This is a genomic window from Nocardia sp. NPDC004604, from assembly GCF_040609795.1.
Classification (GTDB): domain Bacteria; phylum Actinomycetota; class Actinomycetes; order Mycobacteriales; family Mycobacteriaceae; genus Nocardia.
In genome coordinates, this window is record NZ_JBEXLC010000011.1 from 25,191 (window position 1) to 52,125 (window position 26,935).

Sequence of the window (26,935 nt, forward strand, 5' to 3'; positions counted from 1 at the left end):
CGGCCGATCGTTCCGGCGGCACGCCATCGGCAGTGCAGCTGCTCTCGTTCAGCCAGAACGATTCGGGCGGGCGTGGCCGCATGGCCATCGGTTTCGGGCCGGTCGATACCGCGTCGACGGTGCACTGGCACGCCTACTCGGCCCCCGCGGCCGCTGCGATGTACGACATGCCCGGTCGCGCAGCGGGATTGCACGCCCGAACCAACCCCGGAGACGCGACCGTGGTCTGGATCGACTACGGCACAGAGGATTCCGAGGATTCCGCCACGAGTCTTGGTACGGCGATCACCCAATTCGCCACGCACCATTCCGGAACACAGCAGATCCACGTCTACGCACCCGCGGCATTGACAGCGTCCGTGCCGCATGTCGACTCGTCCACGGTGACCGTGCATCCCTCGATCCTCGACAACCCGGACGTCGAGCTGCCCCTCGGCGATGTCCGCGTATTCACCAGCAGCCGAGACGGGGCCGACTTCGGCCACGGCATGCTGCGCACCTTCCCCCAGAAATCACCCGAAGTGCGCGCCGCGCTGATGACCTACCAGCAGACAGCCGCCGTCACGAACACCATGTTGCGTAGCGGGAGTGAGAGTTTCGAGGAGGTATTCGAGCGATTCCAGCGCTGTGCCGCCACCGCGGATCTCGTCAGCGAAGAACATCACCCCCGGGTTCCCACTGTCGGCATGCTGGCCGAGTCGAGAAAGCGCCTGCAATATCTCCTGGCCGGCAGCTGTGCGCCATCCGAAGCGCAGGAATTGCGGCTGGTGCTGGACAAGAAGGGCGGCGATCGCACCGACTCCGACCGTGACACGATGCGCAGACTGGCGAGCGCACATCTCGGCGACTCCGACGCTCGGAAGCTGGAGGCGCTCGACGATATTCTGGACCACTCCCAGCCCGCGGCGCGCTGGGAACAGATCCGTGTCGACGGGAAATGCAACGGCCAGTTCGACAAAGCATTCGTGGCATATTTCGGTGCCTCGCCCACACTGCGCAGTGTCCGCCGGTATTTCGCACTGCTCCGCCAGGGCACCGCCGGGCCGGTGCCATCGGCGCCACCGTTCCTCGTCCTCCGCTCACTCGGCCACGTCGACTTCCTGTTCACCGCGGACGGCACCGCGCTCAACGGGCGCACAGACCTCGGCCTTCTCCGCAATGTCATCCAGCGGGACCCCGGCTTCCTGTCCACCGCACTGACCACCGAATTCTTCGAACTCAGCACCGACCCGAAATTCCGCCTCGAGCTCGTCGTACCGCCCGGACTGAGCGGGATCTACATCGGCCGCGACGGTCGCGAGAAGAACGCGCACGAAAACGAGCTCCTGCTCGCGGGCAACACGCCCTTCGTAATCACCGGAATCGGCACGGACCCCTTCGATTCCTACTTCCACCCGGACTTCGTCGTCCTGCGTGGGCACTTCGTAGCACCGACCGCACCCGGCACCGACCAGCCCATCGGACCTGCCGCGCACACCTCAGGTCGTGGGCAGGGAAGTCGGTCGCTGCTGGAGGGGCCCGAGGATTATGCGCTGAAAGGGCTGGAGCCCAGTGAATCGCGGTCGGATCCGGAGTTCGAGCCCGGTCCCGATGAGACCTATTTCGGTGACGCTCTGCTCGATGTCCTCGAATCCGATCGCGGGGATCTCGTCGCCCCGGCGGGCGACGGCAGCACTCGCGTTCGCGCCGACGGCACACCGCACGAGCAATCCGCACGGCAGCGCGGCACACGAGAACGGTTGCGGGGCTTCGCATCCCATCTTCGTGGGCTTGGCGCCTCCGGCGACGTGACGACGTCGGCCGGTACGCGGCACGCTGATACCGCGGCGGACGCAGGTGGCCGGCACCGTGGCATCCGAGCGATCTTCCACCGGCTCGCGCGTCGAACAGGTGGCGGCACAACCACTTCCGCAGTCATCCCCGGCCATGACCCATCCCGCTCGACCGAAGGCGAAGGCGTTGTGGGAACCGATGGCAGTACGACGCGGCCCGCAGACGCCGAGGCAGGCCCCTCGACCGCGCCTCCCCCGAAAACGGTACCGCGGGAGCAACCGCAGGAGCCTCGGGCATTTCCGGTGACGATCGCCGCGGCCGCACGGCGGCCCGGTGCTTCGAGGTCCGGAATAGGCCGGCTGTTCCAGGCGATCGCACCCGAGATCCCGGTGGCGATGGTCGACGGCCGTCGGCGGAATGTGCTGACCGAGACGTGGCATGCGCCTGTGACCATGCGCAATCCCTATCTGTGTTTGAACGGCTGGGACAACCACTGGGATTTGTGGGTCCACCCCCTACATCGTGTGAACAGGCTCGATGGTCATGTGGTCGGCCGGTTCGGTGGCTGGCTGGCGATGCGCTGGCTGCTCTACGGTTCCGCCCGATCGGGCAGGCTCGACTACACCACGCTCACCCCGGCGCAGCAGCAGGACGCGATCGACGTGATCGTTGGCCTGCGCGGCGACAGCGCGGAACAGACAGCGGCCCGATGGGTCCGGTGGGCGCAACTGAGTCTGGGCGCGTCCGCCGTACACCGCTTCCGGGAGTTCACCGACATCCGGGAGCTGCCGGCGAATGCGCGAGTGTGGATGGCCAATCCGCACAATATGGTCAACTCCAACGATTTCCGCATGATGGCGGTGCAGCGCATCGGAGATTCGGATGAATTCCGCATCTACGACGTCGACGATCCCGATCTCGAGGGCATGGCCGGACGAGCGAATGCGGCGTCGCTGGAGGCGCGGATGACCCAGCGTCGCATCACCGATCTGGTGGTCGTCGACCCCGCGCGGGCAGCTGCGATGCACGGCCGGATGTCGATGGCTCGGGCAGTCGACGACGCAGCCGATGCACTGCCGGATTACGCGGCGGCACCGGACCATTCGGTGACGCAGCCGCCCGGATACACGAATCCGCCGGGATACTCGGAGTCGAACGACACCTCCGATGCCGGCAACCGTGCGAACGAGTCGTCTACCTCTGCGGAGCCGGAGGACTTCCCCGAGGACGCCGGTCCCGGGCCCGGATATCTCGAGGACGGGGACTTCGCGTCTACCGCGAACGTACTGGGGTGGCTCTTCGAAGGCGAATCCGGGACAGCCGGGAGGACGAACGATCCCGCTGCCGAGCGCGGCATCGACTCCTGGTCCGCACCGTCGAATCTGGTTGTGCAGCAGGCGGATACGATCGGGGAGACCGGGAACACGGTGCTGATCGCCCGGAACGGGCAGGCGGTGGTGATCGGGGCCGCGGACAGCGTCCGGTGGGACGGGCAGGATGTGCGGGGTAATGCCCGGATCCAGTTGAGCTCGGCCCCCGCGGTGTCGTATCGGGTGCACACCGAACTGCTGCGCCACCTCGACTGGAGCGCGGATCCCGATGGCGGGTGGCTGGGCGCGCCGAGGCGTGACGGGTCGGCCGGCGAGTTGCTGTTCTACGACAGGGGAGTGGTGCAGCTGGGAGTCGGCGAGTTGCTGGCCACCCGGCCGGAGGCGGCTGGTGCGTTGCGGATCGAGTCGCTGAGCTCGCGGGTCGTGGTTCCGCAGAATGGCGTGCAGGCGCTGGGTTTGGACGGACCGGCGGCGGCCGCGGCAATGGTGATGCACACGGGTCCGGTGTTCGCGACGGTGGATTCGCGGCCGGTGCCGCGGGAATCGGATGCGCGGGAGGGGGTGCGGGGCGACTACTCGGTGCTGATGCGGAACCTCGGCCGGCTCGCCCGGCGGGATCCACAGGGTCTGGTGGAGATGTTCCACGAGTACCCCGACGGCACGGTGGGCGTGCGGTACTTCGTCGACGGCCGGCCGCGGTGGGTGGGGCTGGATCGGCGGCTGCTGCACGACTCGTCCGGGTTGCCGGTGCATGCGGGGCATGTTGATGGTGAGCCGTTGTGGGCGGCGTTGGCGCAGAAGGCGTATGAGCTGTTGCGGCCCGATATCGAGTCGGATGTGACGGTGTCGATACGGCCGTTCGGTGAGCCGGTGCATCCGCCGCCGCTACAGCCGATGCCGAGCACGACGATCACGGCCCCGGCGGACCGGTTGACCATCGTCGACCAGAATGGTGAATTGCTGACCGTCCGGCCCGGCGATGAGTTGCACGGCGTCGACCATCCGGAGAATCCGGACCTGCTCGCGGTGTGGATCGGCGACGACCCGGAGGCCCCGGTCTATTCGGTGCCCCGGAGTCTGCTGGGTGAGCTCACGGTGTTCGGCCGGGGCGGCGACGGCGCGTATCACTGGGAGACACCGGCCTCTTGGTCGTCGGAGGCTGCCGCACTTATGTTCCTGGGGTTGCGGCGGTTGTCGCCGGACGTTACCGCGGCGCGTATTCCGGGTGGCACGACGCATATTCCGGGTGGTGCGTCGATATCGGTGGATGTCGGGCCCGGCGGCGAGCTGCTGTTGGATGGCGGCACGCGGGTCTCGGAGCAGGCGTTGCGCGAACTCGGCCGCACGATCCGGCGGGCCGAGGGCCCGGTATTCGGCGATGCGGGACCTGTTCCCGGAGACGCGGCGCAGGGCCGGGTCGGTGACTGTTATCTGGTCGCGCCGCTGATCGTCATTCCCGCCGGTGATCCTCAGGCAATCCGGGATATGGTTTCGGAGTATCCCGACGGCACCAGCGTCGTGCGATTTTTCCCCAAACAGGGTGTGCCGCGGTGGAAGCGGGTCAACAGAGATTTCTGGGCCGATGAGCACGGGCAGATGATCTATGCGGCCCAGGACGCGGGCCGGGCGTTGTGGCCGGCGCTGGTGGAGAAGGCGTATATGGTGCTGCACGGCGGCACGGCCGGATCGATCGAAGCCGGGTTCGCCGGTCGGGCGATGATGGAGTTGCTGCCGCCGTACGAGGTGGACGGGACCGTGGATCAGCCGGTGCGTGGGATCGACATGGCCGACTTCCTGCATCCGATGCGGTTCGGTGTCGATGGGCTGTACGACCTGCTCGTCGAGCAGATCGGTGCCGGGGCCGATGCGGAGTCGGTGTTCGCGTTCGCGCAACGACTCGGCGGGCTGGAGCCCACCTGGAATATCAATAGGGAAGACTCGGTCGAACGATTCTCGAATTTCCTGAACTATTACCTGGAGCCGGCCGAGCGGGCGCGGTGGCAGGCCGAGATCACCGCGGTACTCGATTATCTGGGCCAGGTCCTCGATCCGCGGAGGACGGTGACCAGTGCTGTTGCCCGGCAGCATTTCGCGGATCTGGTGCGGTTCCTGCGCAGTCGCGGCGACAAGATCTTGCTGTCCACCGGAAGTTTCGGTGGAGACCTGGAGAACACCACCGAATATCCCGGTTTGGTCGGGCCCCATGCGTATTCGGTCTTGGGTGTGCGCTCCGGCGACGACGGCGGCATTCTCCTCGAGCTGAAGAATCCGTGGGAACACAACCCGGAGGTGGCACGAACCATCGACGGGCTCACTTACGGCCCGCACGGCAGCCTCACCCTGGATGCCACGCAGCTGACGAAATTCGCATTCCTGTCGATCCACGGCACCGGCACCCGCTTCGCTTTCGGCGACTCGACCGCGCCAGTGACCGACGCCCGGCTCCAACCGGTGACCAGCCCACCCACCGGAGGCGCCGGACCTCACGCACCACCTATCGGTTCGACTCAGCTCGTGACGACAGCCGCTGACTTCTCGGGCGCGGAATGGGGAGATCGGGTCGACGAGTTCGGCTGGCGGGTCTTCCGGGAGAAGTTCGCGGAGGTCGATTTCCCGGTGGGGACGAGGCTGGAGTTCACCGATCGTGAGGGCGAGAACTTCCGGGTCGCGGTGGAGCAGTCGGAGCAGGACCGGCGCGTACGGATAGGGGACGGAACCGGCAGTCGTGTAGTGGATATGGCGGATTTCCAGGACGGTTTGCGGAACGGATTCCCGAGACTGGGCGGCGAAGGTGTCGTTCGGGTGGTGCAGCCGGCGGTGAGTACGGGCTGGGCGTGGGAGACGGGCCGGTTCCTGGACAGGTCGGCCGCCGCTGGTTTCGGTGTGGGCACGGAGGTCTCGTGGCGGGAGGAGACGCCCGAAGACGGCGAGCGGACGGTGCGGGCCGAATTGCGGGACGGGGGCGTATTCGAGATTTATGACGGTGGTGCGGACTCGTCGATGGTGCCGGCGGTGGAACTTCCGATGTGTCTGCGGGATGTCGGGGCGGTGACGGTGGCGGTTGTCGCGGCGGGGCCGCCGGTTGTCGATTCACCCAACGACGAACCCAAGGACCGGCAGCGGCAAGGATTGCAGCTGGTTGCGCAGGGCAAATCCCATTCGGAGATCGGTACTGCCCTCGGGATGTCCTCCACGGGGGTCAGCAGCTTCCTGGGGCGGATCTTCAACAAGATGAAGTTGAAGGGTGCCGATCGTAATCGAACGACCGCGTTGCGATTTGGCCGCAAGCACGGGTGGTTGCGCCCGGAGCCGATGCCGGGCGACGTCGATCATGTGTACTTCGGGCGGAATCCGGAATCCGGTGAACCGAGGCAGTTCGGGGCCGATGAGGTGGACGTGGTTTCCTGGCTGTCGCTGCGCAAACCCGATCTGGGGCGCAGAACTTCGAAAGATATAGCCGAGGAAATAAGCGCGGTCAGACCTACTCGAATGACCGAGGACATGGTCGACAAGCGACTTCGTGCGCTGTACGACAAGCTTGATCTGACAGGTAACGATCGTAAACCCGTCAACCTGGTGTGGGCGGCTCGTGCGTGGGGGTTGCTGCCTCGACGTGTGGAACCCGGTGACCTGGATCATGAAATCGACTCGGATGTGGCTTTGTCGGTGGATGATAGCGCGGTTATTTCGGCCCTGGCCCGGCGTAAAGCGAATATGGAGCGCAAGACTGTCAACGACGTCAAGGAAGAGCTGCGCGCCGCCGGTAATGATCATGTGACCGAAAAATCAATCAGGAGGAGAATCGAGAAACTGTACGGAAAATTGGAGCTGTGGGGGGATGCCGCTAATCACGTGAACGCGGTGCGAATGGCTCGTACGCGAGGATGGTTGCCCGCTGCGCCGGTGCCGGGCGATCTGGATTACGAGTATCACGGTGTCGATCCGGTATCGGGAACCCGTGTCTCACTTCTGGACGATGAGATGAGTGTGCTCGTAAGGCTCGCGCGGGGGGAATCTCAGGTCGCGATATCCAAAGCGCTCGGAATCGGTGTGGAGACTGTAGCGCGGCGGATAAGTGTCATATCAGCGCGGCTGGGTCTGCTGTTGCCGGTGGAGGACGGGCTGCGGGCCGCGGAGTTGGTCCGGGCCGCTCGTGCCTGGGGGCTGCTGAGTCCGGCGGCGGAGGGTGAGGTTTTCGCGAGTGGCGTGGCGACCGGGCCGGGGCTCGGTATCGGTACATCACACGCCGGCGCTATAGCCATTGCGCAGCAACAGGTTCCGGCAGTCGGCAGCATTTGCCTCGACCTCACGCTGGACGATATCGAACGAATCACTGGCCGCCGCATGATCCCGTTCGACCGCCCTGCGGGCCTTGGTGGCCGCAAGCGCCGGGAAGCCGAAATCCGCTCCCGCGCGGTCCTGCATCCCAGTGACGGTCACATTCAGATCAGAGACCACCTGCGCGCTCACGCACCTGCCATCGCCCACGTCGTCGATATGTACAAGGGGCGCGCCGACAAGAACGGTGTCGGAGGGCATTCCTACTACCTCGTAGCCCATCGGGACGGCACCGTCACCGTCGTGGACCGCGCTTTCAAGGAATCTCACCCTTTCCCGCCGAAATACCGGCGCGAAATCGGCATCAGCTATGTCAGTTACTTCACGATGACCGGCGAGGAGATCCCCCCGCCCGCGCGCGCCGGCCCGCCGGTCACGCGCGCCGGCAAGCCGGTTGGCCGATCGGGCTCCACCCCGGGAAAGCTCGTCGGCCTCGGTTCCTGGGCGCCCGGAGCCGGGCAGGATCAACCGTTCGGTGATCAGCCGGGAGAATGGGAAGGGCTGCCCTCCGATGAGACGCTCCCACAGATCACGCTGTCCGGCGACGCCACCGACCCGGCGTTCGCTCTCGAGTCGACCGGCCCGTCCGATGGTGTGCGTGTATTCGATACCGACTACGCCGGAGCCGTCTATGCCTTTCTGCGGCTACGCATTTGGCCCGAGCTGCCGGTCGAGCAGCGGGCCGCGCTGCGCTCCTACCAGGAGTGGCCGATCGTCAACAACAAACTGCGGCTCTACACGGACGAAGGGTCCTTCGACCGGCTGTGCGAGAAAATCCGGCGGGACGCCTACACCGCGGACCAGGTGAGCAAGACACACGACACTGTTCCGGACCTCGCGGCATTGCTGCTGCGTCATGACGTCCTGAGCGGCAGGTCCGGACGCGGCTACGATGAAACGCTGGAGCTGGAGGCGCTGCAGACCATTCTGGCTGGTCCCCGACCGGAGGCCCGCTGGGAAGAGATTCGGATCAATTCCGACCTCGCACGCATCTTCGACGACTACAGCCGGCGGCATTTCGGGGTGCCGTTCGGAGCGGACGTCATTCGCGCGCAAATCGCCCAACTCGAGCTGGCCACCAACCGGACGCTGCCGCTGACGGAACCGATCCGGGTGGTTCGCTCGCTGCAAAATATCGACTTCCTGGTCGATCGGTACGGCAACTCCATGCGGGGACAGCCGAACCTCTCCCCGCTGCTCAATGCCCCGCAGCAGGAACTCGGCTTCATGTCCACCTCGGTAGCCGCCGAACCCGCCGACCTCACCAACGCTACGAATTTCCGCTTGGAGCTCGTGGTGCCGCCCGGCACCCGCGGGGTCTACATCGGCGAGGACGGCATCGAGAAATTCGCCGACCAGAACGAGCTGCTGCTCGCGCACGGAACGCGCTATGTGATCACGGGGTACGACGATTCCGACCCCGACGTCACCGTGCTGTACGGCCACGTCGAACCGGACACATCCCTCGGACTCGGCGTCGGACTCGGCCCGGAATCGTCTCCGGCGGACGATTCCGCGCCCACCCATTTCGCGGAATCCGATGTGGTGCAACATTTCTCGATCGACAATGGCGAACCGGTGGAACGTCTCGGGGAGATGGAGCAGCACCTCTGGGGGTCGCAGGTACTGCTGTCCGGCGATACCGCACACCCGCAGATCACACTGTCCGGGTACGACACGGATCCGGCGTGGACCTCCGAGCCTCCCCGCGCATTCGACGGCGTGCGCGTATTCGACACCGATTACGCCGGTGCGGTCTTCGCCTCGCTGCGGCTCCGTATCTGGGACACGCTGCCGGAAGAGTTGCGAGATGTGTTGCGCTCGTATCAGGAATGGCCGCTGGCCAACCACAAACTGCGCATCTACGCGGATGAGGCGGCTTTCGACCGCTCCTGCGAGAAAATACGGCGGAACGCCGACCTCGCGGCACTGGTGAATCTTCCGCTCGGCACCGTACCGGAGCTGGCGACGCTGCTGAATCGCCGCGACGAATTGCACGGCAGTGCTAGCCGCAGCGTGGACGAAACGCTGGAACTGGATGTGCTGAACGCCATTCTGGCGCAACACCGGCCGGTCGCTTACTGGGAAGACATCCGGACCGACGCCGAAATCTGCCGCAACTTCGATGATTTCTGTGAGCGGCATTTCGGTGTGCCGTTCCACGCCGACATCGTCCGCTTGCAGATCGAACTGCTGGATCAGGCGACCGACCGGCCGCTGCCGCTGACCGAACCGATCCGGGTCGTCCGCTCGGTCCAGGACATCGACTTCCTCGTCGACCGGAACGGCAACTTCATGAAAGGGCAGCCGGACCTCTCCCGGCTACTCGGTGTCCCGCAGCAGGAACCGGCGTTCCTGTCGACCTTGGTGGGAGCCGATCTCGCGGATCTCATGCACGACACCAACTTCCGTCTGGAGCTCGTGGTGCCGCCGGGCGCCCGCGGCGTCTATATCGGCCAGGACGGTGACCCCAACTACGCCCATCAGAACGAGTTGCTGCTGGCCCGCGGCACACGCTATGTGATCACGGGGTATGACGATTCCGACCCCAATGTCACAGTGCTGTATGGCTACGTCGTGCCGGATACCTTCCCCGAAGGCGGCATCGGTCTCAGCCCGGACCCGTCTCCGACGCACAACCCGGTACGTCCCGCTCCGGCTGGGCACGGCCGCTACGGACCGGAGGGGGACGCCGGGACGTTCCCCGTCCTACCCACACCGCGTCACCTCCTGCCGCGTGACCACAACGCCCCACCGACCGGCGCGGCCGAGCTGGCTCCCGTCGTGCCCGATGCCGCCCCGAGTGTGGATCGGGTCGACGAGTTCGGGTGGCGGGTGTTCAGGGACAAGTTCGCGGAGGCTGCGTTCCCGGTGGGGACGCGGTTGGAATTCAAGGTCGGCGACCGCGTCATGATGACGGCGTCGGTGGAGCCCGGTGGCGTGCGGGTGATCGGTGCTCGGCGTGGTCCGGGGGACGTGGTGAGTGCGGATGCGTTCTGGCGGAGCGTGGCCCGGGGGTCTGCGGAGCTGCGCGCCGAGGGCGTGGTCGGGATTGTGCAACCCGCGGCGTCGAGCCACGTCGTTTGGGAGGCGGGCCGGTTCCTGTACTACTCGAGTCATTTCGGGTTCGGTCCGGGCACCCGGGTGGTTTGGGCCGATGCCGAATCCGGGATCGAGATGATGGCGGAATTGCGTGGGGAGGGCGGTTCCACCGTCTTCGGTGCCGGTATCGGGACCGTTGTGGTGGCGGATTTGCAGGAACATTTGCGGCGCGTGGAAACGGTTCGAGTGCAGGCCGTCGCGCGGCGTCTGGACCCTGTTGCCCGGCCGCAGCAGCAGCGGCAGTTGCAAACGCTCGCGCTGGCTGTTCGGGTCGACAAAACCAACTACGATATTTCCATCGCCCTCGAGATCAGCACAGAGATGGTATCCAGAGATTTGGAGGCGGTATACCGCAAGCTGAAGCCGGCGAGTGCTAAATCCGATCGAGCGGCCTGGATGCCGCTGGCTCGGGAGCGGGGATGGTTGCGACGGGATCCGTTGCCCGGTGACGTAGATTATCTGTACTACGGCCGCAACCCGGATTCGGGTGAACCCAAAGGGTTCTCGGCCGATAAGACGGATTTGCTTTACCGGATATCCAGGCTGAAATCTAATAGGTATCAGAAGACGATGGATGGTATTGCCAAGGAGCTCTACCCGCACGGGCGTATTACAGACAGGGAAATCGTGGTGCGTATTTCTGCACTATCCAGGGATTTCTTGCTGACGGGGGGCGGCGGTGGGCAACTGGCCATTGTGCGGGCCGCGCGCAGGTGGGGGCTGCTGGCCAAGGAGCCCGAGCCGGGTGATCTGGATTACGAGCCGGACGCCGGCGCTGCGGCAACCTCGGCACCTGCCGGAACGCGTCCGTCGGGATCATCGGCGGTGGTGGCCCGCGCAGGGCGGCACATCAGTGCCGAAGGTGAGGGGCCCGACCGGAACGAGGGCTTCGAGAGCCCCGAGGTTTTCTCGAACCCGCAACTGTTCCCGGCGCACTTCGAAATAGCTGCGTTCGGGCACCTCTACCCGCCCGGTACTCGCATCGATATATTCTATGACAATGGTATGCTGCGGATGAAGGTCACCGACTATCATCAGTTTACCCTGTACTACCAACCCTCCGGTGGCCAAGAGGTTTCCCTGGGCAGGCTGCCGCTGCTTCCTCGCGATGCACTCGCCCTGGTAAGTGGGCGAATTAATAGAACCACCGCCGTAGAGATTCGCCGTCGCCGCGCGACCGAGCCATTGGATCCCCTGGAGAACGAGATACTCCACTGCATTGTCAAGCGCTATACGCGGCCGGAAATGCGTGAATACCTCGAAGGGAAGGGCTTCCATGGGGTCGGCAATGCTAGAATTCAGGAGGCGGTGAAATCGTTGCGGACAATATTTGAGGTCCGCGCTGAGGCGGTCGTGCCCACTATATACCCTATGATCGCGGAAGCGGCTCTGGCGCGACACCAAATTGATCCGGACAAGCTCAACGCGATTCCGGCGAATCTGGATCCATTGCAGACAATTATATTTACTCACCTGTCCGAAAATCCGGAGCATGGTTATGGTTCTTCTTCCTCCGAAGACTTTATCGGCGCCCTGCAGCGCAGGCGGACTACCGAAATAACAAGAGGCCAAGCGGAAATAGCAACGGAAGGGATTGTCTATAAACTCGGGATAGCAAAGAGTGAGTGCATCGATCTGGGTGGCGGCAGGAGGACAAATTTCCGGGGTACGGTTGCGGCCCTTGCTCGTGCCCTTCGGGGGCGGTCCGACCCCGCCGCTGTCATCGAATTCCGGAAAGCCGGCGGGCCCGCGGCGTTCTTCCCCGCGCAGCTCAGCCGATCCAAGCGTATGCAGCGGGAGATATTCGAATATTTCTACGAGAATTTCAAAGACGGCTACCGAGCCATACCTATAGCGGAGATCGTCGGTGCGATCGAAGAACGAGGATTTCGAGATGTTTCCGCCTGGCAGGTCCGTAACGCGATTCGGCTGTTACTCGACGAATTCGGTGTTCCCGGAGCCGAAGCGGTCCGGGGCGGCGGTGCGCAACCGGAGGACGTATTCGCGGCAGCAGTCGGTGCCTTGTCGCCGGTCGATGTTGTCGAGTACCGGGCCATCGGCAGAGTCAGCGCGCCGTCGACAGGGGCACGCGGGCAAGCCGGGCGGCTGCCGACGGAAGCGACTACCCACACCGAACAACACCTCGAATCCGGACGCGAAGGCTCGCACCGCATCCACGTGTTTCGCCACCCTGCTGACATGTTCCCGGCACATTTCGAGTTGAATGCGGCCGCCGGTGACTACCTGCCCGGCACCCACATCTATCTCTTCGACAACAGTGGACAACTGCGGCTCACCATCACCAGCGACGGTCTCGTCACCTCCCGGCGCCGTATCGCCGGGGATCCGAACACCTACCCGGACGGGCCTCCCAGTGACCTCTACGACACGCTCGACCGGCTACGCGAATACGTCGACGAATACAACCCGAGTCGAATAGAAATTCACTATCCGGCACCCCGCGCAAATGATGCATCCCCCGCCGCCCCCGCCGCAGCTCCCTTCGTACGCTTGGGGCCCCTGAACCACGCGATCGTCCATGGCATCGTGAAGGGCTACACGAAAAAAGAAATCTTCAACGCGATTCGGGACAACATATTTCCTGACGTACCTGCTGCGGTAGTGGCCAACCTGACCGAGCCGGCTGTCAGAAAGCATGTGGACTCGCTGTATGGTGCCGTCGGAATTCCCAAAACGATCGGCGGTGCGGCCCGGCATGTCGGAATAGAAAGATTCTCGGCGATTGCCCGGGCAAGCCACTGGGTCGATCAGGACACCCTCGACGCACTGCCGTTGAATCTCGGGCTCTTGGAGAGAGCGGTGTATGCATATATTTGGGAACATTCCGGCGATGAAAGGGCTTTGCATCTCAAGGATATGGCCACTGGGCTCAGCAACAAGGAATTCGAGGGGGAAATGCTCGGGGAAATCCCCAGCCAGACGGTATCACCAGTCATAGCGGATATACTCTTGCGGGCCGGGGTTCCTAAAAACGAATGGATCAGGACTTCCAGTGACGATCGCGTGGATCCCGCCGCCACGGTCGCGGCCTTGGCCCGCAGTATTCAGGGACCGCTCGAACCCGCGGCAATATCGAATTTCCGGAAGTCGGGCGGTACCGCCCTGTGGCGGACGCCGCGGGTCCTGAAGGATGAAATATTCGACTATCTTTTCGGAAACCGCGGGACATACCTCGACATAAGGGTGGCGGATCTCATCGCGCACCTTGCCCGCATAGGACTTGCCGACGTTTCCGCAACTCAGATCAGGAATACGACCAAGAGGATGCTCGACGACATCGGACTTCCCGAAAATGTCCTCCACGCCGAGGGGCCGAAGGACGAGAGCATGATCGTCAAATTCGCAAGGTTGGCCCGACTGCATTCCGACGCTTTTTCCGCATATCGGCTGGCTCGCATGCCAGGCGCGGCCGCCGGGTCGTCCGGAGGAAGTGGTCCGCATGTTTTCGCCGCGGGCGCTGCGCCGCCGGAGCCTTCCGGCAGTGCCCCGCATCCCGGCGCTGCGGTCGCCCGGCCTCAGCACGGAACATCTCGGCCCCCTGACGACGCCGCACCGCGGGTACTGCGCCGCGCGCTGGCCCTGAACCCGAGCATCCGGATCCGGCCGGCCGGGCAATCTGCCTGGTACCCCGCCGAATTGGAGGCCGTTACGGGCGCGCCACTGCAGAAGATCGTCGCACCCGTCGGCGACCGCCACACCATTGTCGCGGGCGAACTAACCGACCTGGGGCCCGGATCCCTGGCTATCGTCGTCGACAGCCACATCAGCTTGATGGAAGGGCACACGGGAGGTCTCATCGGTGCGCGAATCGTCCTCTTGCACAACCAGGAAGGGCAGATTCGGGTTTACGACCCCGCAACCGGGGACGATCGCCGCTTCGACAAGCAGCATTTCCCGCCCAGTCGTGTGACCGCAGCCATCGCGTACACCCGCGCCGGTGGATTACATACGATCACAGGCCGTCATCCCAAATATGGTGCGCGTGCCCTGGGCTCGGTCCTCATCGGCGCACCCTCGGACGGCAGCGCGCCCGGACTCCAGCAACCTCACGACACCGCCCGCAGCGGTGCCATCGGATACACCGCCGCCGATGGGCGCTACGACTGCGGCCCCCGCATGCTGACCCATTTCGCCCGGCTCACCGGTAACTCCGGCATCGATATCCGAGGCCTTCGCCGGACGGGCCTCGCCGGTATGACCCACCGGGAATTCCAGAGCCGCATTCCGCACGCCCGGCTGCACACGGTTCAGGATGCCCACACCAGCATCGCCGAGTTCCTCGACGATCCCCGTTCCCCCGCGGTGTACGCACATATCGTTCCGAACTACACCGTGGCGAACCGCCACGGAATCGGCGCACACGTCCTACTCGCCGTCAACATCACCAAGGCCCGCCGCAACCCCCGCACCCCCGACTTCACCGCCTACGGCCCTCTGGCCGTCTTCGACATCCTCCACGACCGCACCCTGCGAACACCCCACGCGTTCCCCCCACAGCACCCGCACGAAACCACCACGATCGAGGTCATCTACACCGACCACAACGGCAATGTCGTCGCACCTCCCGCCCGCAACCACACACCCGCCACCGGCCCGAGGCAGCTGCTGGGTCTCCACGAATCCGAATCCGAAAACTCCAGTGACACAACACCTGCCACCGCATCGATGGGCCCCGGCCACGCCGCACCGGCCACCTCCGATGCCGGTCCACATCCGGGGTCGGGCTCCGGTGAAGGGCCCTATCTCGGCGACCACCCGCTGGAAACGATCCGGCGGGGGACGGAGGAGTTCGAGCGGACGGGCACCACCGAGCTCGGCGCCCCCAACGAGCGCACGACCGGTCCCGCTACCGCGTCGCAGCGACAGGCCGGAGGTGCACCGTTCTCACCGGCGCGACCGGCCCTGCCGCCGGCCGCGCCCGGCGCGGGCGATGCGCTCGGGCGCGTCCTTCGGGAACTCCCGGACATATTCGACCGGCCACGCACACTCGACGAGCTGTACACCTCGGTGGTACCGCGGTATCCGGGCCTGTCGTTCGATGATCTGCAGGCGCTGCGGGTGGATTCCTATCCGAGCAACGGCATGCGGGCGCCGACGGTGTCCACGGAGAACCTGGATATCTTCCTGCGAGACGTCTGGCGCCATCGCGAGTCGATGCGCACGGTGGACGACGTCTATTTCGCATACACGGACCGGGGCACGAGCGCGGGCGAGCCGGCCGCGCATCCGCACGTCTATTTCGACGCGCTGGTGGAGATCCTCGGTCGCCGCGCGCCCGGAGACGCGCGGGCAGCCTTCATCGGAGGCGGAGGCGTGCTCACGCCGGACAACGCCCACGAGTTGGCACTCGAAGCTGTTCCGTCCGTGCAGTACAACCGAGAGGACGCACCGGATGGCATGGGGTGGGCGGATATTGGTTTCAAGGTCTACGTGAATACGTCCGGTCTCGGGCGGCCCGTGCTGACCGCCCGGGTCGTGTCCGAAGTGGTCGATGAGCCCGCCCGGTTCCCGGGGGTGTATGCGGTGAAGGCGTCCGGCCCGATGGAGCGGCGGGTGGACGGCCTGGTCGTCTACGTGCGGGATCTGGCCGCGGTACATCGAGTGGTCGGATGGTTGCGGACGCTCCAGGGCAGCAACGCCGACCTGTTCCACTGGGACGTCCCGCCCGGAGCCGAGCACGTGCTGGCCGGTGTCGGCTTCGGCGCCGAACAATCGCGGGAGAGCTTCGGCTGGTTGCGGGCCCTCGCGATTGCCACGGCGCTCGACGCGCACCGGAACGGCGGCTTCGACGACTTCCATGCGGAAGTATCGAATCAGCTCCGCGCCAACGGCATCGACCCCGACCGGCCGCACCTGAGCCTGTCCGGCGATCCGACCGGCCCGCACCGATCACACATCCGGGACGCGGGCGCGGCGTGGCCCTCGGCTCGGCCCGCTGCCGAAACCTATTCGCCCGCTGTCGATCCGCGGGAAGCGCTCGAGGACCATCACGGTCGCGTATTCGCCCAGCCGGCTCTCGAATCCGTGGAGTCCGGGCACCGGCCTGGTGACGACCATCCCGCAGGACCGCGCAACTCCGGCGATCCGGGCACGGTATCGATTCCGGATGATAAGGGGCACAGCGAAACTCGGGACGACAGCGGCGAGCCCGCGGACCCCGGGCCTGCGCGCGACACGGCGACGCCCGGCCACGACACATCCGAGCCCGCGGACTCCGGGACCGCACGTGATGCGGCGACGTCCGGCCACGGAACCTCCGAAACGCCCGGTAGTTCCGACCGCGTCATGCCGACGCACTGGGAACCGGTCGAGGGCGGCTACGACCCGCTGTTCGCCGCGCTGGCCCGGGTGTGGGGGCTGCCCTCGCCGGAATATATGCGCCAGCAGATCCGTGGCAGTCTGCACGACACCGAGCAGCGGGAACGCGAGCTGGACGACGAGATCGACGATCTGCGGTGGCAGCGCCGGATCGATGCGGCGGGGTGGTTCCGGCACCGTCGGCGGCAGCGGAAGTTCGGTCCGTGGATGGAGAATTCGCGGCGACTGATGTCGTCCTACGACCTCACCGCCGAGCTGGACTCGACGGAACCCGGTGTTGCCGAGGCGCCGCTGCGACTGGCCGCGGATCTCTACGGCTCGAACGTGGTGCTCGAGCATCCGGATGGGCGGATATCCGAGGTCGTCGGCGATCCGGCGCGGGAGACGGCTTTCGTGCGCCGCGGATCCGACGGCAGATACGAGGTCGGTGTGGACGCCGAGGGTGCCCTCGTCACCGCGCCGAGCGGTCCGACCCCGGCACCCAGGACTTATTCCGCCGACGAACGGGTTCTGCGGGACGATATTCCGGAGGCGTTGCGCCGCGTGGTCGCCTCACCGCAGCTGCCGCTGCTGCACGGGGCGGCGATGGGGGCCGATCGTATCGGCGAGCGGGTCGACTATCTCGCCTCCGAAGAGCTCGAGGAGCTCCGCCTGTTCATCGGGCCCGGTGGCCGACTGTTCCGGGTCGCCGACGGCCTGCCGTTCGACACCGAAATCGCCGGGCGCACGGCATTATTCGTCATGGACGAGTTCGGCAACCTGTATGCCGGGTTCGAGAATATCGATATCGAGGTCCACTCGTCGTTCCTCGGCGGGCGCATCGTCACCGCGGCCGGCGGACTCCGCGCGGTCGACGGCCGCGTCACCTGGTGGAGCGACGCCAGCGGGCATTACCTGCCGAGTCCGGCGGTCAACGATTACGCGCTGCAGTGGCTGCTGCAACAGGGCCTGGCGCTCGCCGACGGCTTCGTCCGTGCCGGCTTCGCCGATGAGCCCCAGGAGCGATTCGGCGAGCTGGACCGCGAACGCACCGAGGTCGCGCATCGGCAGATCCTGGTCGATGCCGCGCGGGAGGCATTGGTTCAGCTGGACGTCGCGCTGACGGACACGCCGCACGGCACCGCGGCGCAGGACCTCGTCCGGGCCGCATACGACGACCTGGAGAACCGGCAGTCCGAACTCGACCGCTGGCGGGAAGGCTTGGCCGCGGGCCACATTCAGCCGGAGCTGCGGGACCAGCTCGTCGTGCGTCCGGCGCCGACGGGACCGCACGACCGCATGACCATCCCGCAGGCGCCCCGGGGTTTCGACGACGCGGACTTTCCCGCGCGGGACCGGGCGGCATGGTGGCAGGAGCACGGTCGCGAGTGGTGGGAGGCGGTGCGTTTCGAGGAGCTGTCGCCGGGCTTCCAGTCCAGCCTGCTCACCGGCCATCCCGGTCTTCGCAATGGTGAGGGCATCCCGGAATCGGTGCGGAATACCTTGAACCGCAGGTACATTCAGCTCGAGATCGCCCGGTTCGGCACGTTGTCCGCCGAGCAGCGGACGGCAGCGGAGATCCGCAGGCTCGGGAATCTGAAGACGGTCCTGGCCGATCTGCACACCGCGGAACTCGAGTCCGCGGTCGCCGCGGCGCGAGCCGGGGTCGACGCGGCGGTGCGGCTGCTCTCGTTCGAGCAGGACCCGTCGGGTCGTCGTCCCAGCGTGAGTATCGCGTTCGGCCAGGTCGATACGGCAGCGACGGTGCACTGGCACGCCTCGGTGAACGCGTCGATCGACGCGGTGTATCAGGCGGTCGGCCCGGCTGCGGCGCGGCACGCGGAAACCGCTGGCGCACAACCAGATCACGCGACTGTGGTGTGGATCGATCAGGAGCCGGGGGAACTGTCGCCGCGCCGTGTGCTCCCGAATCGCACCCCCGACCGGCTCAGCGCGGCGGTGTCGGCCTTCGCCGCCGCGCACCGCGTCGGGACCGGCGCCGGCATGCTGTCGCGGATCGACGTGTCCGCACCGGAAACAGCGGCGAAATCCGCTGCACCGCATCTCGATTCATCCATCGTCACGATCCAAGGTGTCACGGTGGGGAAGGGTTGGCGTGTTCCGGCACAGCATTCGGTCGAGGTGCCGGACGACACCTACCTCGGCAATCACCTCATCGAAAGCACCCAGCGAGAAACCGAGGCATTCGAGCGGACCGGCACCACCGAACCCGCACGCCGCCGACACAACCGGGACGTTCCCAGCAAACCCACACCCGCCGAACACCGCGAGCATCTGAAAACCCTCACGCCCGAACAGATTGAGAGACTGGTCGCGCCGGTCCCGGTTCCGGTCAAAGCCGTTGGCGTCCCTTTCCACAATGGCCGTCGCGGTGCTCTCACTCTCGTCAACGACCTCGGCCACGTCGCCCAGATACCGGGCGCCGGGCGCATGGAGGCGGATTTCGTTGTCCCGCCGCCCGGTTCCCCCGGACACGGTCGTCCCTACTACAACCTGGTGATCTCGGATGACAATCACATCGCGCTTCCCGAGGTGCTGGCGAAAGGATTCGACCCCGGCACGGATAATTCTCGCGGCATCCTGACCTGGCGCGTCGGGGAGGAAGTCCGCTTCCTGCACCACGACTCCGACGGCAAGGACCATCTCATCCAGGTGCCGCCCGGCACCGATCTCGTCGTCCGGGAGAACCAGGGGCAATCGTGGCATTGGATGAGGAGGGCCGGAGACAAGCGGTGGGTTATCGCACCGGACACTGTCCTGCCCGAACTGCCGAAGCTGGCCGACCGGCGCAAGGAGAAACTGTACGGACCCACCGGGCGCCCACGACCGGAGGACGTCTCACAGGGTGCCGTAGGCGACTGCGCCCTGATCGCCTGGCTCAAGGCGAAAGCCCACCACGAACCGCAGCTGATCGAGGACATGCTGGTCGACAACGAGGACGGCACCGTTTATGTCCGTCTCTGTACCGACGACGGCACCATCGTGTGGGACCTCATCACGAAAGACCTCCCCGTGACCCCCGGCACCGAATACGCGCACTTCGCCGGCCACAAGCCGGGACAACCACTGTGGGTCGCCATGATCGAGAAAGCTCTGGCGATCCGGTTCGGGGCGGGGAACGGCTACGCCGGGATTCAGCGCGTCATCGCCGCCGGGCGTCTCGAAACGGCCTTCTACCATCCCGGGCGCGGCGCACTGCCACAACCCTCCAGCGCCATCGCCGACGACACCTTCCTGCATCCACTTCACCTCGACGCCGACACCCTCGAACGACTCCTCGGCGTCAACCCGGGATCCCGTCCCGGCGACCCCGAATTCCGCCGCGCCGTCGCCGAACTCCTCCACAATCCGCTGCAGCAGATCCATGACCTGCGGCGGGCCGAGGACAAGGCCATGGATGCCCTCCCTCCCAGCGAAGCCCGTGCTCGAGCGCGCCGGTATGTGAGCACGGAGGACCTCTGCTCACCGGCTGGCTTCCGGAAGTATCTGGACGAGGAGTTCCCTGGGCAGTGGACCTCCGAGAAGAACGCCCTGGAGGCATACCTCCGTGCGATGTACGGCGGGTCCGCCGAGCAGCGGCTCGTGCCGCGCGAATACCTATTCGTCGCCGAATGGATCGGCGAGCGGTTCGACCGCGCGCTGCGGGGCGGAACCACGGTCACCCTCGCGACCGGCCGGTTCGACGAAGACGAGGGCGATTTCGGCCTGGTCCGTGACCACGCGTACGCGCTCCTCGGTATTCCACGCGACCGGAGCGGCGCCCCGGACGGGCTCCTAGTGGAAGCCCCGCACATCAACAAGTACGGCTATCCGGCTCCGGCCGAGGGCATCGAATACCGCCTTTCGCCGGGCGGCCCCCGCCGCACCACCGCCCCCTATCACACCGAACGGCGTGAGGATCCGGACGGCACCAAATACCGTATCGAACACTACGAAGAGCTGGATCACCGCGAGAATCCGGACGGTACCGCCGCAGAGCCGGACCGCACCGTACACCGCATCGAATACCGCATCGACCCGGACGACACGGAATACCGCACCGATCATCGCGAGGATCCGGACGGCACTAAATACCGCACCGAATTCCGCCAGGCACCCGGTGAACCCAAGTTCCGAATCCAATCGCAAGCACGCGAGAATCCGGACGGGACCATTTACCGTATGTCTCCCACCGGAGCAGACCGGCATGTCCGCTTTACCGACGGTTCACAGCAGTGGGTCACGGCCGAAGCCAGAATCTGGCAGACCCCCGAGGGGCACCAGCTCTGGACCTACCCACGCCGCGGGCAGCTGTGGAAACACACGGACGGTACGGAATCGGATGCCTCCGACGACACCCGGACCCCGCCCGATGGCACCATTCCCGAACGCGGCGGCATCATCTTCGTGGGCATCGAACACCTCCCGAAGTTCAGCTCCGTATGGATCGCCGGACCAGGCGCACACGCTCTCTACGGCCCCAGACGCTCCACCGCGACCGATTCGTCCGTGCTCCGCGCTCCACCGCCGGGCGCTGACGTGGGTACCGGCACGAGTGCTGTCACCCGGCATCAAGTGGGTTTCCAGACATTCGGGTTGTCGCCGGAGCTTTTCCGGGCGCCCGCTGATCCCGGGCTCGCCAGTCTTCCTCCCACCACGGCCATCGATCTGCTCGACAGCGACGGGAGGCTGCGGCTGACCGTTGCCGCCGACGGGTTCACCCTGCACTACCGTCCTACGGGTGGTGCGGAGGTTCTTTTGCCCGGCCCGGCCCTCGGCAGCGCGGACGCCCTGCAACTTATTCGCGATCGCTTCCGCACGAATACGGTCACCGGAATACAAGGGCACCGCCCCCTCCCGCCCTCGGGTGGTGAGCATCGCGCAGAGCCGAGCGGAGAAACCTCTCGCCGTATCGACGTGTTCCGGGGTCCGGTCGATATGTTCCCGGCATATTTCGGATCGGGTGCGGTAGCCGGAAACTACCTACCGGGCACTCGCATCTATGTGTACGACAGCAGGGGGAGACTGCGCCTCACCGTCGCCGTCGACGGCCTGCTCACCCCTCATTACCAGCTCACCGGCAATCCGAACACTCGCCCCGAGGGGCCCGCCCGCAATACGCACAACACCGTAGGCCTGCTCGCCACGCACATCCAGCAATTCAGGCCGACCGGCATTGAAATCCACCACCCGGCGCCCGGTACCTCCGGGATACTGCGCGTGTCCGGCCGTGCCTTGGTCTTCGAAGACGCGGTACTGCTCTGCATTGCAAAGGGGTACGGCATGCGGGAAATTCTTGACCACCTTCGAAACAACGGGTTCGGTGACCTTATGCCGTCGCAGGTGAAAGCGCAGGCAGAGTCTCTGTATAACGCCTTCGGTCGCAATTCGAATTCCAGCGGTGGTTACACAAAGGCTATTCAAGTCTCCGATTTTTCGGAGCGGGCTCGAGGTTCGGGCCGGATCGATCAAATTACTCTAGACGCGCTCCCGTTGAGTTTGAAGCCTCTGCACAAAGCTGTTTTCGGGTACATTTACAACCATCCCCGTGGTTCTGCTTCGGAAGTCGGGGCTTACTGGAATGAAGTTGCCGGCGCACTCCAACGTGAAGGAGTGTTTCATGGTGTCACCTGGAACACTGTCATGGATGCTGCTCTGGAGATACTCACGAGAGTCGGTGTTCCCAAAGGCAAGTGGATCCGGAGCAGTAATCGCCACAGTGTAGATCCGGTGACCACGATCGAAGCCCTGGCTCGGAGTATGGAAGGTAATCTCGAGGAGGATGCCGTCGCCGCATTCCAGAAATCCGGTGGTGCGACACAATGGTCGACCCTACTGCCGCTGGAAATCGAGGTGTTCCACTATCTCTACGGCAATCGCAATAGCGTGGGTATCGATTTACGGGATATCATCGACCATCTAAGGGGCAAGAGCCTCCCCGGTTTATCCACGCAGCAGCCGACGGCCAAGCGGCAAGTAGAACGTGCGATTATCCGGATAATCGGCGACCTCGGGCTTCCTGAAGACGTGATGGCCTCTTACAACGAGCGCGGGTCGGCGCTCGAGAGGTTCATGAAGATTGCCGCCGAGCATTCCGAGGCCGTCGCTGCTTACCGAGCAGCCAGGCGCAGCGCGCCTGCCGGGCGCACATCCGGAACGCCGCGGCGGGCCGCTGATGGTGGCTCGCACGCGCTGGCCACCGGTGCCGCACCGCGCGCCCCCACCGGCACCGCCCCGCACCCCGGCCTGCCGGTGGCCCGGCCCGATCGCGGTGCCGCCCGGCCCGGGAACGACTGCGCGCCAGAGGCTTTCCGTTACGCGGAACTCTTGAACCCGAACCTCGCTTTCCGGCCGCTCGGGCCCGTTGCCGGGTTGCCGGGTTGGCGTGCCCCGCAGTTCGAGTTCGCCGCCGGGGCGCCGTTGCAGCGCATCACCCCGCGCGTCGTCGACGGCCATGTCATCGACAGTCACAGCATCGTGGCCAACGAACTGTCCGGCTTGGGGCCGGGCTCGCTGGCTTTCGTCATCGACGCCCACCTCAGCCCCGACGAGCGGGGTATCGGTGCACACACCGTCGTCGTGCACAACAAGGAGGGGCGGATCTGGGTTTACGACCCGGCGACCGGAGTGGATCGCCCGTTCGAGGAACACCACTTCCCGCCCAGCCTCGTGACTGTCGCGATCATCTACAACCCCGAGGGTGAAGCGGACGAAATTCTGTACCAGTCCTACGACGGTGCCAAGGCTCTCGGTGACACCCTCATCGGCGCACCACCGGCCGAGGACGCCGATACCGACATGCCGGATGCCGGGCCCGCCCCCCGCACCGAACCGTCTCACGCACTGTCGGAACGCTTGGAAGACGAGATACTGCACTGCGCCGCAAAGGGCTACTCGGAAAACGAAATTCTCGCCCGGCTCGAGTCGATAGGAATTCCTGTCTCCAGGCGACAGGTTCGGGATGGTGTCCGTTCGCTATGGAGCGAGTTCGGTATCCCCGCCGACTCTTACCGAGAGATCGGATTCACCAGGCTGGTGGAGAGGGCGCGGGCACAGCAACGGATCGTTCAGACGAAGATCGACGAACTCCCCGCTAATCTCAATCCGCTGCACAAAGCCGTGTACGCCCATGTATTCGAAAATCTCGGAGACGAACTTATCGCCGCCTCCTACGAATACACAGCCGCTGCCCTCCGTGTCAAAGAATTCGAAGGTAAAGACTCCAGCGAGATCACCGCAGCGCGAGTAAGAATCGCCTCCGAGGGGGTCCTCAACCGGCTTGGGATCTCCAGAGACGACTGGGTCCGAGATATCCAGGGCCGCGGCGACCCGCGTGTCACGGTCGCAGAGCTGGCCCTCGCCCTGGAGGGCCGGACCGATCCCGATGCCATCGCCGAATTCCGGAGGAAAGGCGGGCCGGCGGCATTCTGGTCCAGGCGGCCGCAGCAGCAGGATAAGCTGCACAAGGCTATATTCAATTACATTTACGAAAATTGCAAGGCCGGCTACCGGAAAATTTCACACGCCGAGATTATCGGTGCCATCGAGAGCCCGGAAATCCCCAATGTCACCAAAATGGTGATACATCTCGCGATTCGGGAGATACTCCGTGATCTCCGTATTCCCGAAAACCGGTGGCTTCGCACCGGCAGCGGCGGCCTCGAGCGTCCGAAGGACACGCTCGCCGACGTGGCCGGCAGCTTGACCCCCGCCGACGTCGCCGCGTACCGAGCGACCGGTAAATTCGGTCGTGTCAGCGGGCGCTCCGCTGGCAGTAGCTCCCACACCGTTCCGGACCAGCCCGCTGCCGACGCCCGTGACACCGACGAGACCCGTAGTGCCGCACCGGCATCCGACGACAACGAGGCTGCCACAGCTCCCAGTTCCGCCGCACCTGCGGCTGCCCGGCAGCAACGTACTCGAGCCTTCGCCAACCTCGACATCCTGCCGGCGGACTTCGTGCTATATCTGGAGACCGGCGTGGGCGACTACCCGCCCGGCACCCACATCTACCTCACCGGCATCGGCAACGACGTCTATCTGAACGAGACTCATCGGCTGCGCCTGACCATCGCAGCCGACGGTGGATTCACCGCGCGGAACCACGACGGTTCCGGCCACGAAGAACCTGCTCGCTACGGCCACGAAGTCCTGGAATTCCTCCGCGACCAGATCGGAACCTGCGCCGCAGCGACATTCCACGTCCATCGCCCCGGACCAGACACCTCCGGACAGACCGCACAGATCGGCATCACTGAGCTCGCCGACCGGTTGAACCAGCTCACGCTCCTGACCGACACGAAACTGGTCCTTCCCGACAGCACCACTGCCACCCTGCAACCCAACGGTGATTTCGAACTCCGCAACCCGACTACCTCGCGGGTCCTCGACAAAACCCAATTCGTGCCCCATCTGGGCGCCTACCTCAACGCCCCGTTCCCGCCGCAGGTCACGATCCACACCCCCACCCCACCCCACTGGATCTCGATCCACCGCGACCCGATCGTCGCCTTCGCCCGCGCCCACGGCCTCGACCCCCAGCGACTGCGTGACGATATCGCAAACCATCTCGACGTCAACCGTGCGGACTACACTCACCAGATCACCTCTGACCACCTCGACGCCGAGCAAATCCACGAGGACGCGCACAATTACGAATTCTTCAGTAATCCCTCCTTCCGCGGTGACACCCCGATCGAAACCGAAGAGGCGCGCGCCGCCGAATTCCGCGACGATATGAACCGCGAGCGGGGGCGGCTACTGCAACGCGAAATCGACGCGCTGCGCGCCGGTCGCACCACCGACTACCGCTCCGCAGCGCACCCCGGACTCCCGTTCCGGCTGCAGATCGCCGCCGAGTTCACGCATGTCAACCAGGTCGTAATCCAACCCGGGAGCACCCGGCATTCGGTCATTACCACACCCGTCCCCGGCCGGTCCGTCACCTTCTTCCGGAACCACCCCGAGAAGGGCTACCAGCTGGGAATCACATCCACCGGCGGCGCGTTCGCGGCTCCGGTACCCGGAATCGCACTGACGGCTCATCAGCGGGCGCTCCTGAACTATGTCGCGCAAGGTTACAAAAATAAGGACATCGAAGACCGACTGCGCGCGGACGGATTCTCCGGCACTCGGAACGATCTGGTGGAGGGTACCCTGAAAAATACCTACAAGCAGTTCGGGCTTGCCGGCTTCGCCAACCCGCGTAAAGAGGTCGTGACCAAAGCTCGAAGGCTGGGGCTGCTCGACAGGGACACCGAAACGCCTCCGATGCCCCCGGCCATCATGCTGCCGCCGCTGCAAAACAAGGTGCTCGAATACTATGCCGCAGCCCTCGCCATGAATCGAGATTTCGAGGCCCCGTTCATATTCGACCGTTTACAGGAAGACGGATTTACCGGTAACAAAGCACAGATAATCCGTGTGGTAGTCCTGTTGTTCGGGAGGCTCAGGGTGGAAAGCCGCCCCGGGGAGTCCGCGGCCGACAAGCGGAGGCGGGCCGTCGCCATAGCCCGCAGCGAGCATCCGGGGATGCTCGACGAGACTGTCGTCACCGAACTTGTGGCACGTCTGACCACCTTCGAGGAGCCCGCCGTGCCCCTGCCCGGCCTCAGACTGGCGCCCCTGCAGAACCGGTTGCTCGAATACTATGCCGCAGCCGTCACCTTGAATCGTGACTTCACCGTGCCCTTCATAGCCGACCACCTCCGCGATGAGGGACTTATCGGTGACGAACCGATAGATGAGCCAGTGTCCCGATTGTTCGAGAAGCTCAGGGTGGAAAGGCGTCCCGGCGAGTCCCCGGCCGACAGGCGCAGGCGGGCCGTCGCCGCGGCCCGCAGCCGTCCGGGTCTGCTCGACGAAGACGCTGTCGCCGAACTCGCGGAGCGCCTGGCATGAACCACCTGGCAGCCGCCATGATGCGGCACGTCGATTCGTTTATCGTCACGATTCACGCGCCGGGGCACACTTTCCGGGCCACGGGACCGGGCGCCGGGGTCTCCAGGAGGCCGAGATGAATCAATGACGCAATCAGGCGCCACGACGCCCACGCTGACCCGACCATCCTTATA

Annotated in this window: 1 protein-coding gene (running past one end of the window); it reads left to right on the plus strand. The window is 65.2% G+C overall.

All coding sequences use genetic code 11. The features are described from left to right. Window positions 1–26,762, plus strand: partial view of an ADP-ribosyltransferase gene (locus ABZW16_RS06765; RefSeq protein WP_354952979.1) — the 3' portion only. Its footprint begins 24,535 nt before the window's first position; 26,762 of the gene's 51,297 nt are visible here — the last part of the coding sequence; its start codon lies off the left edge, out of view; its stop codon occupies window positions 26,760–26,762. Window positions 26,763–26,935 lie beyond the last annotated feature (173 nt).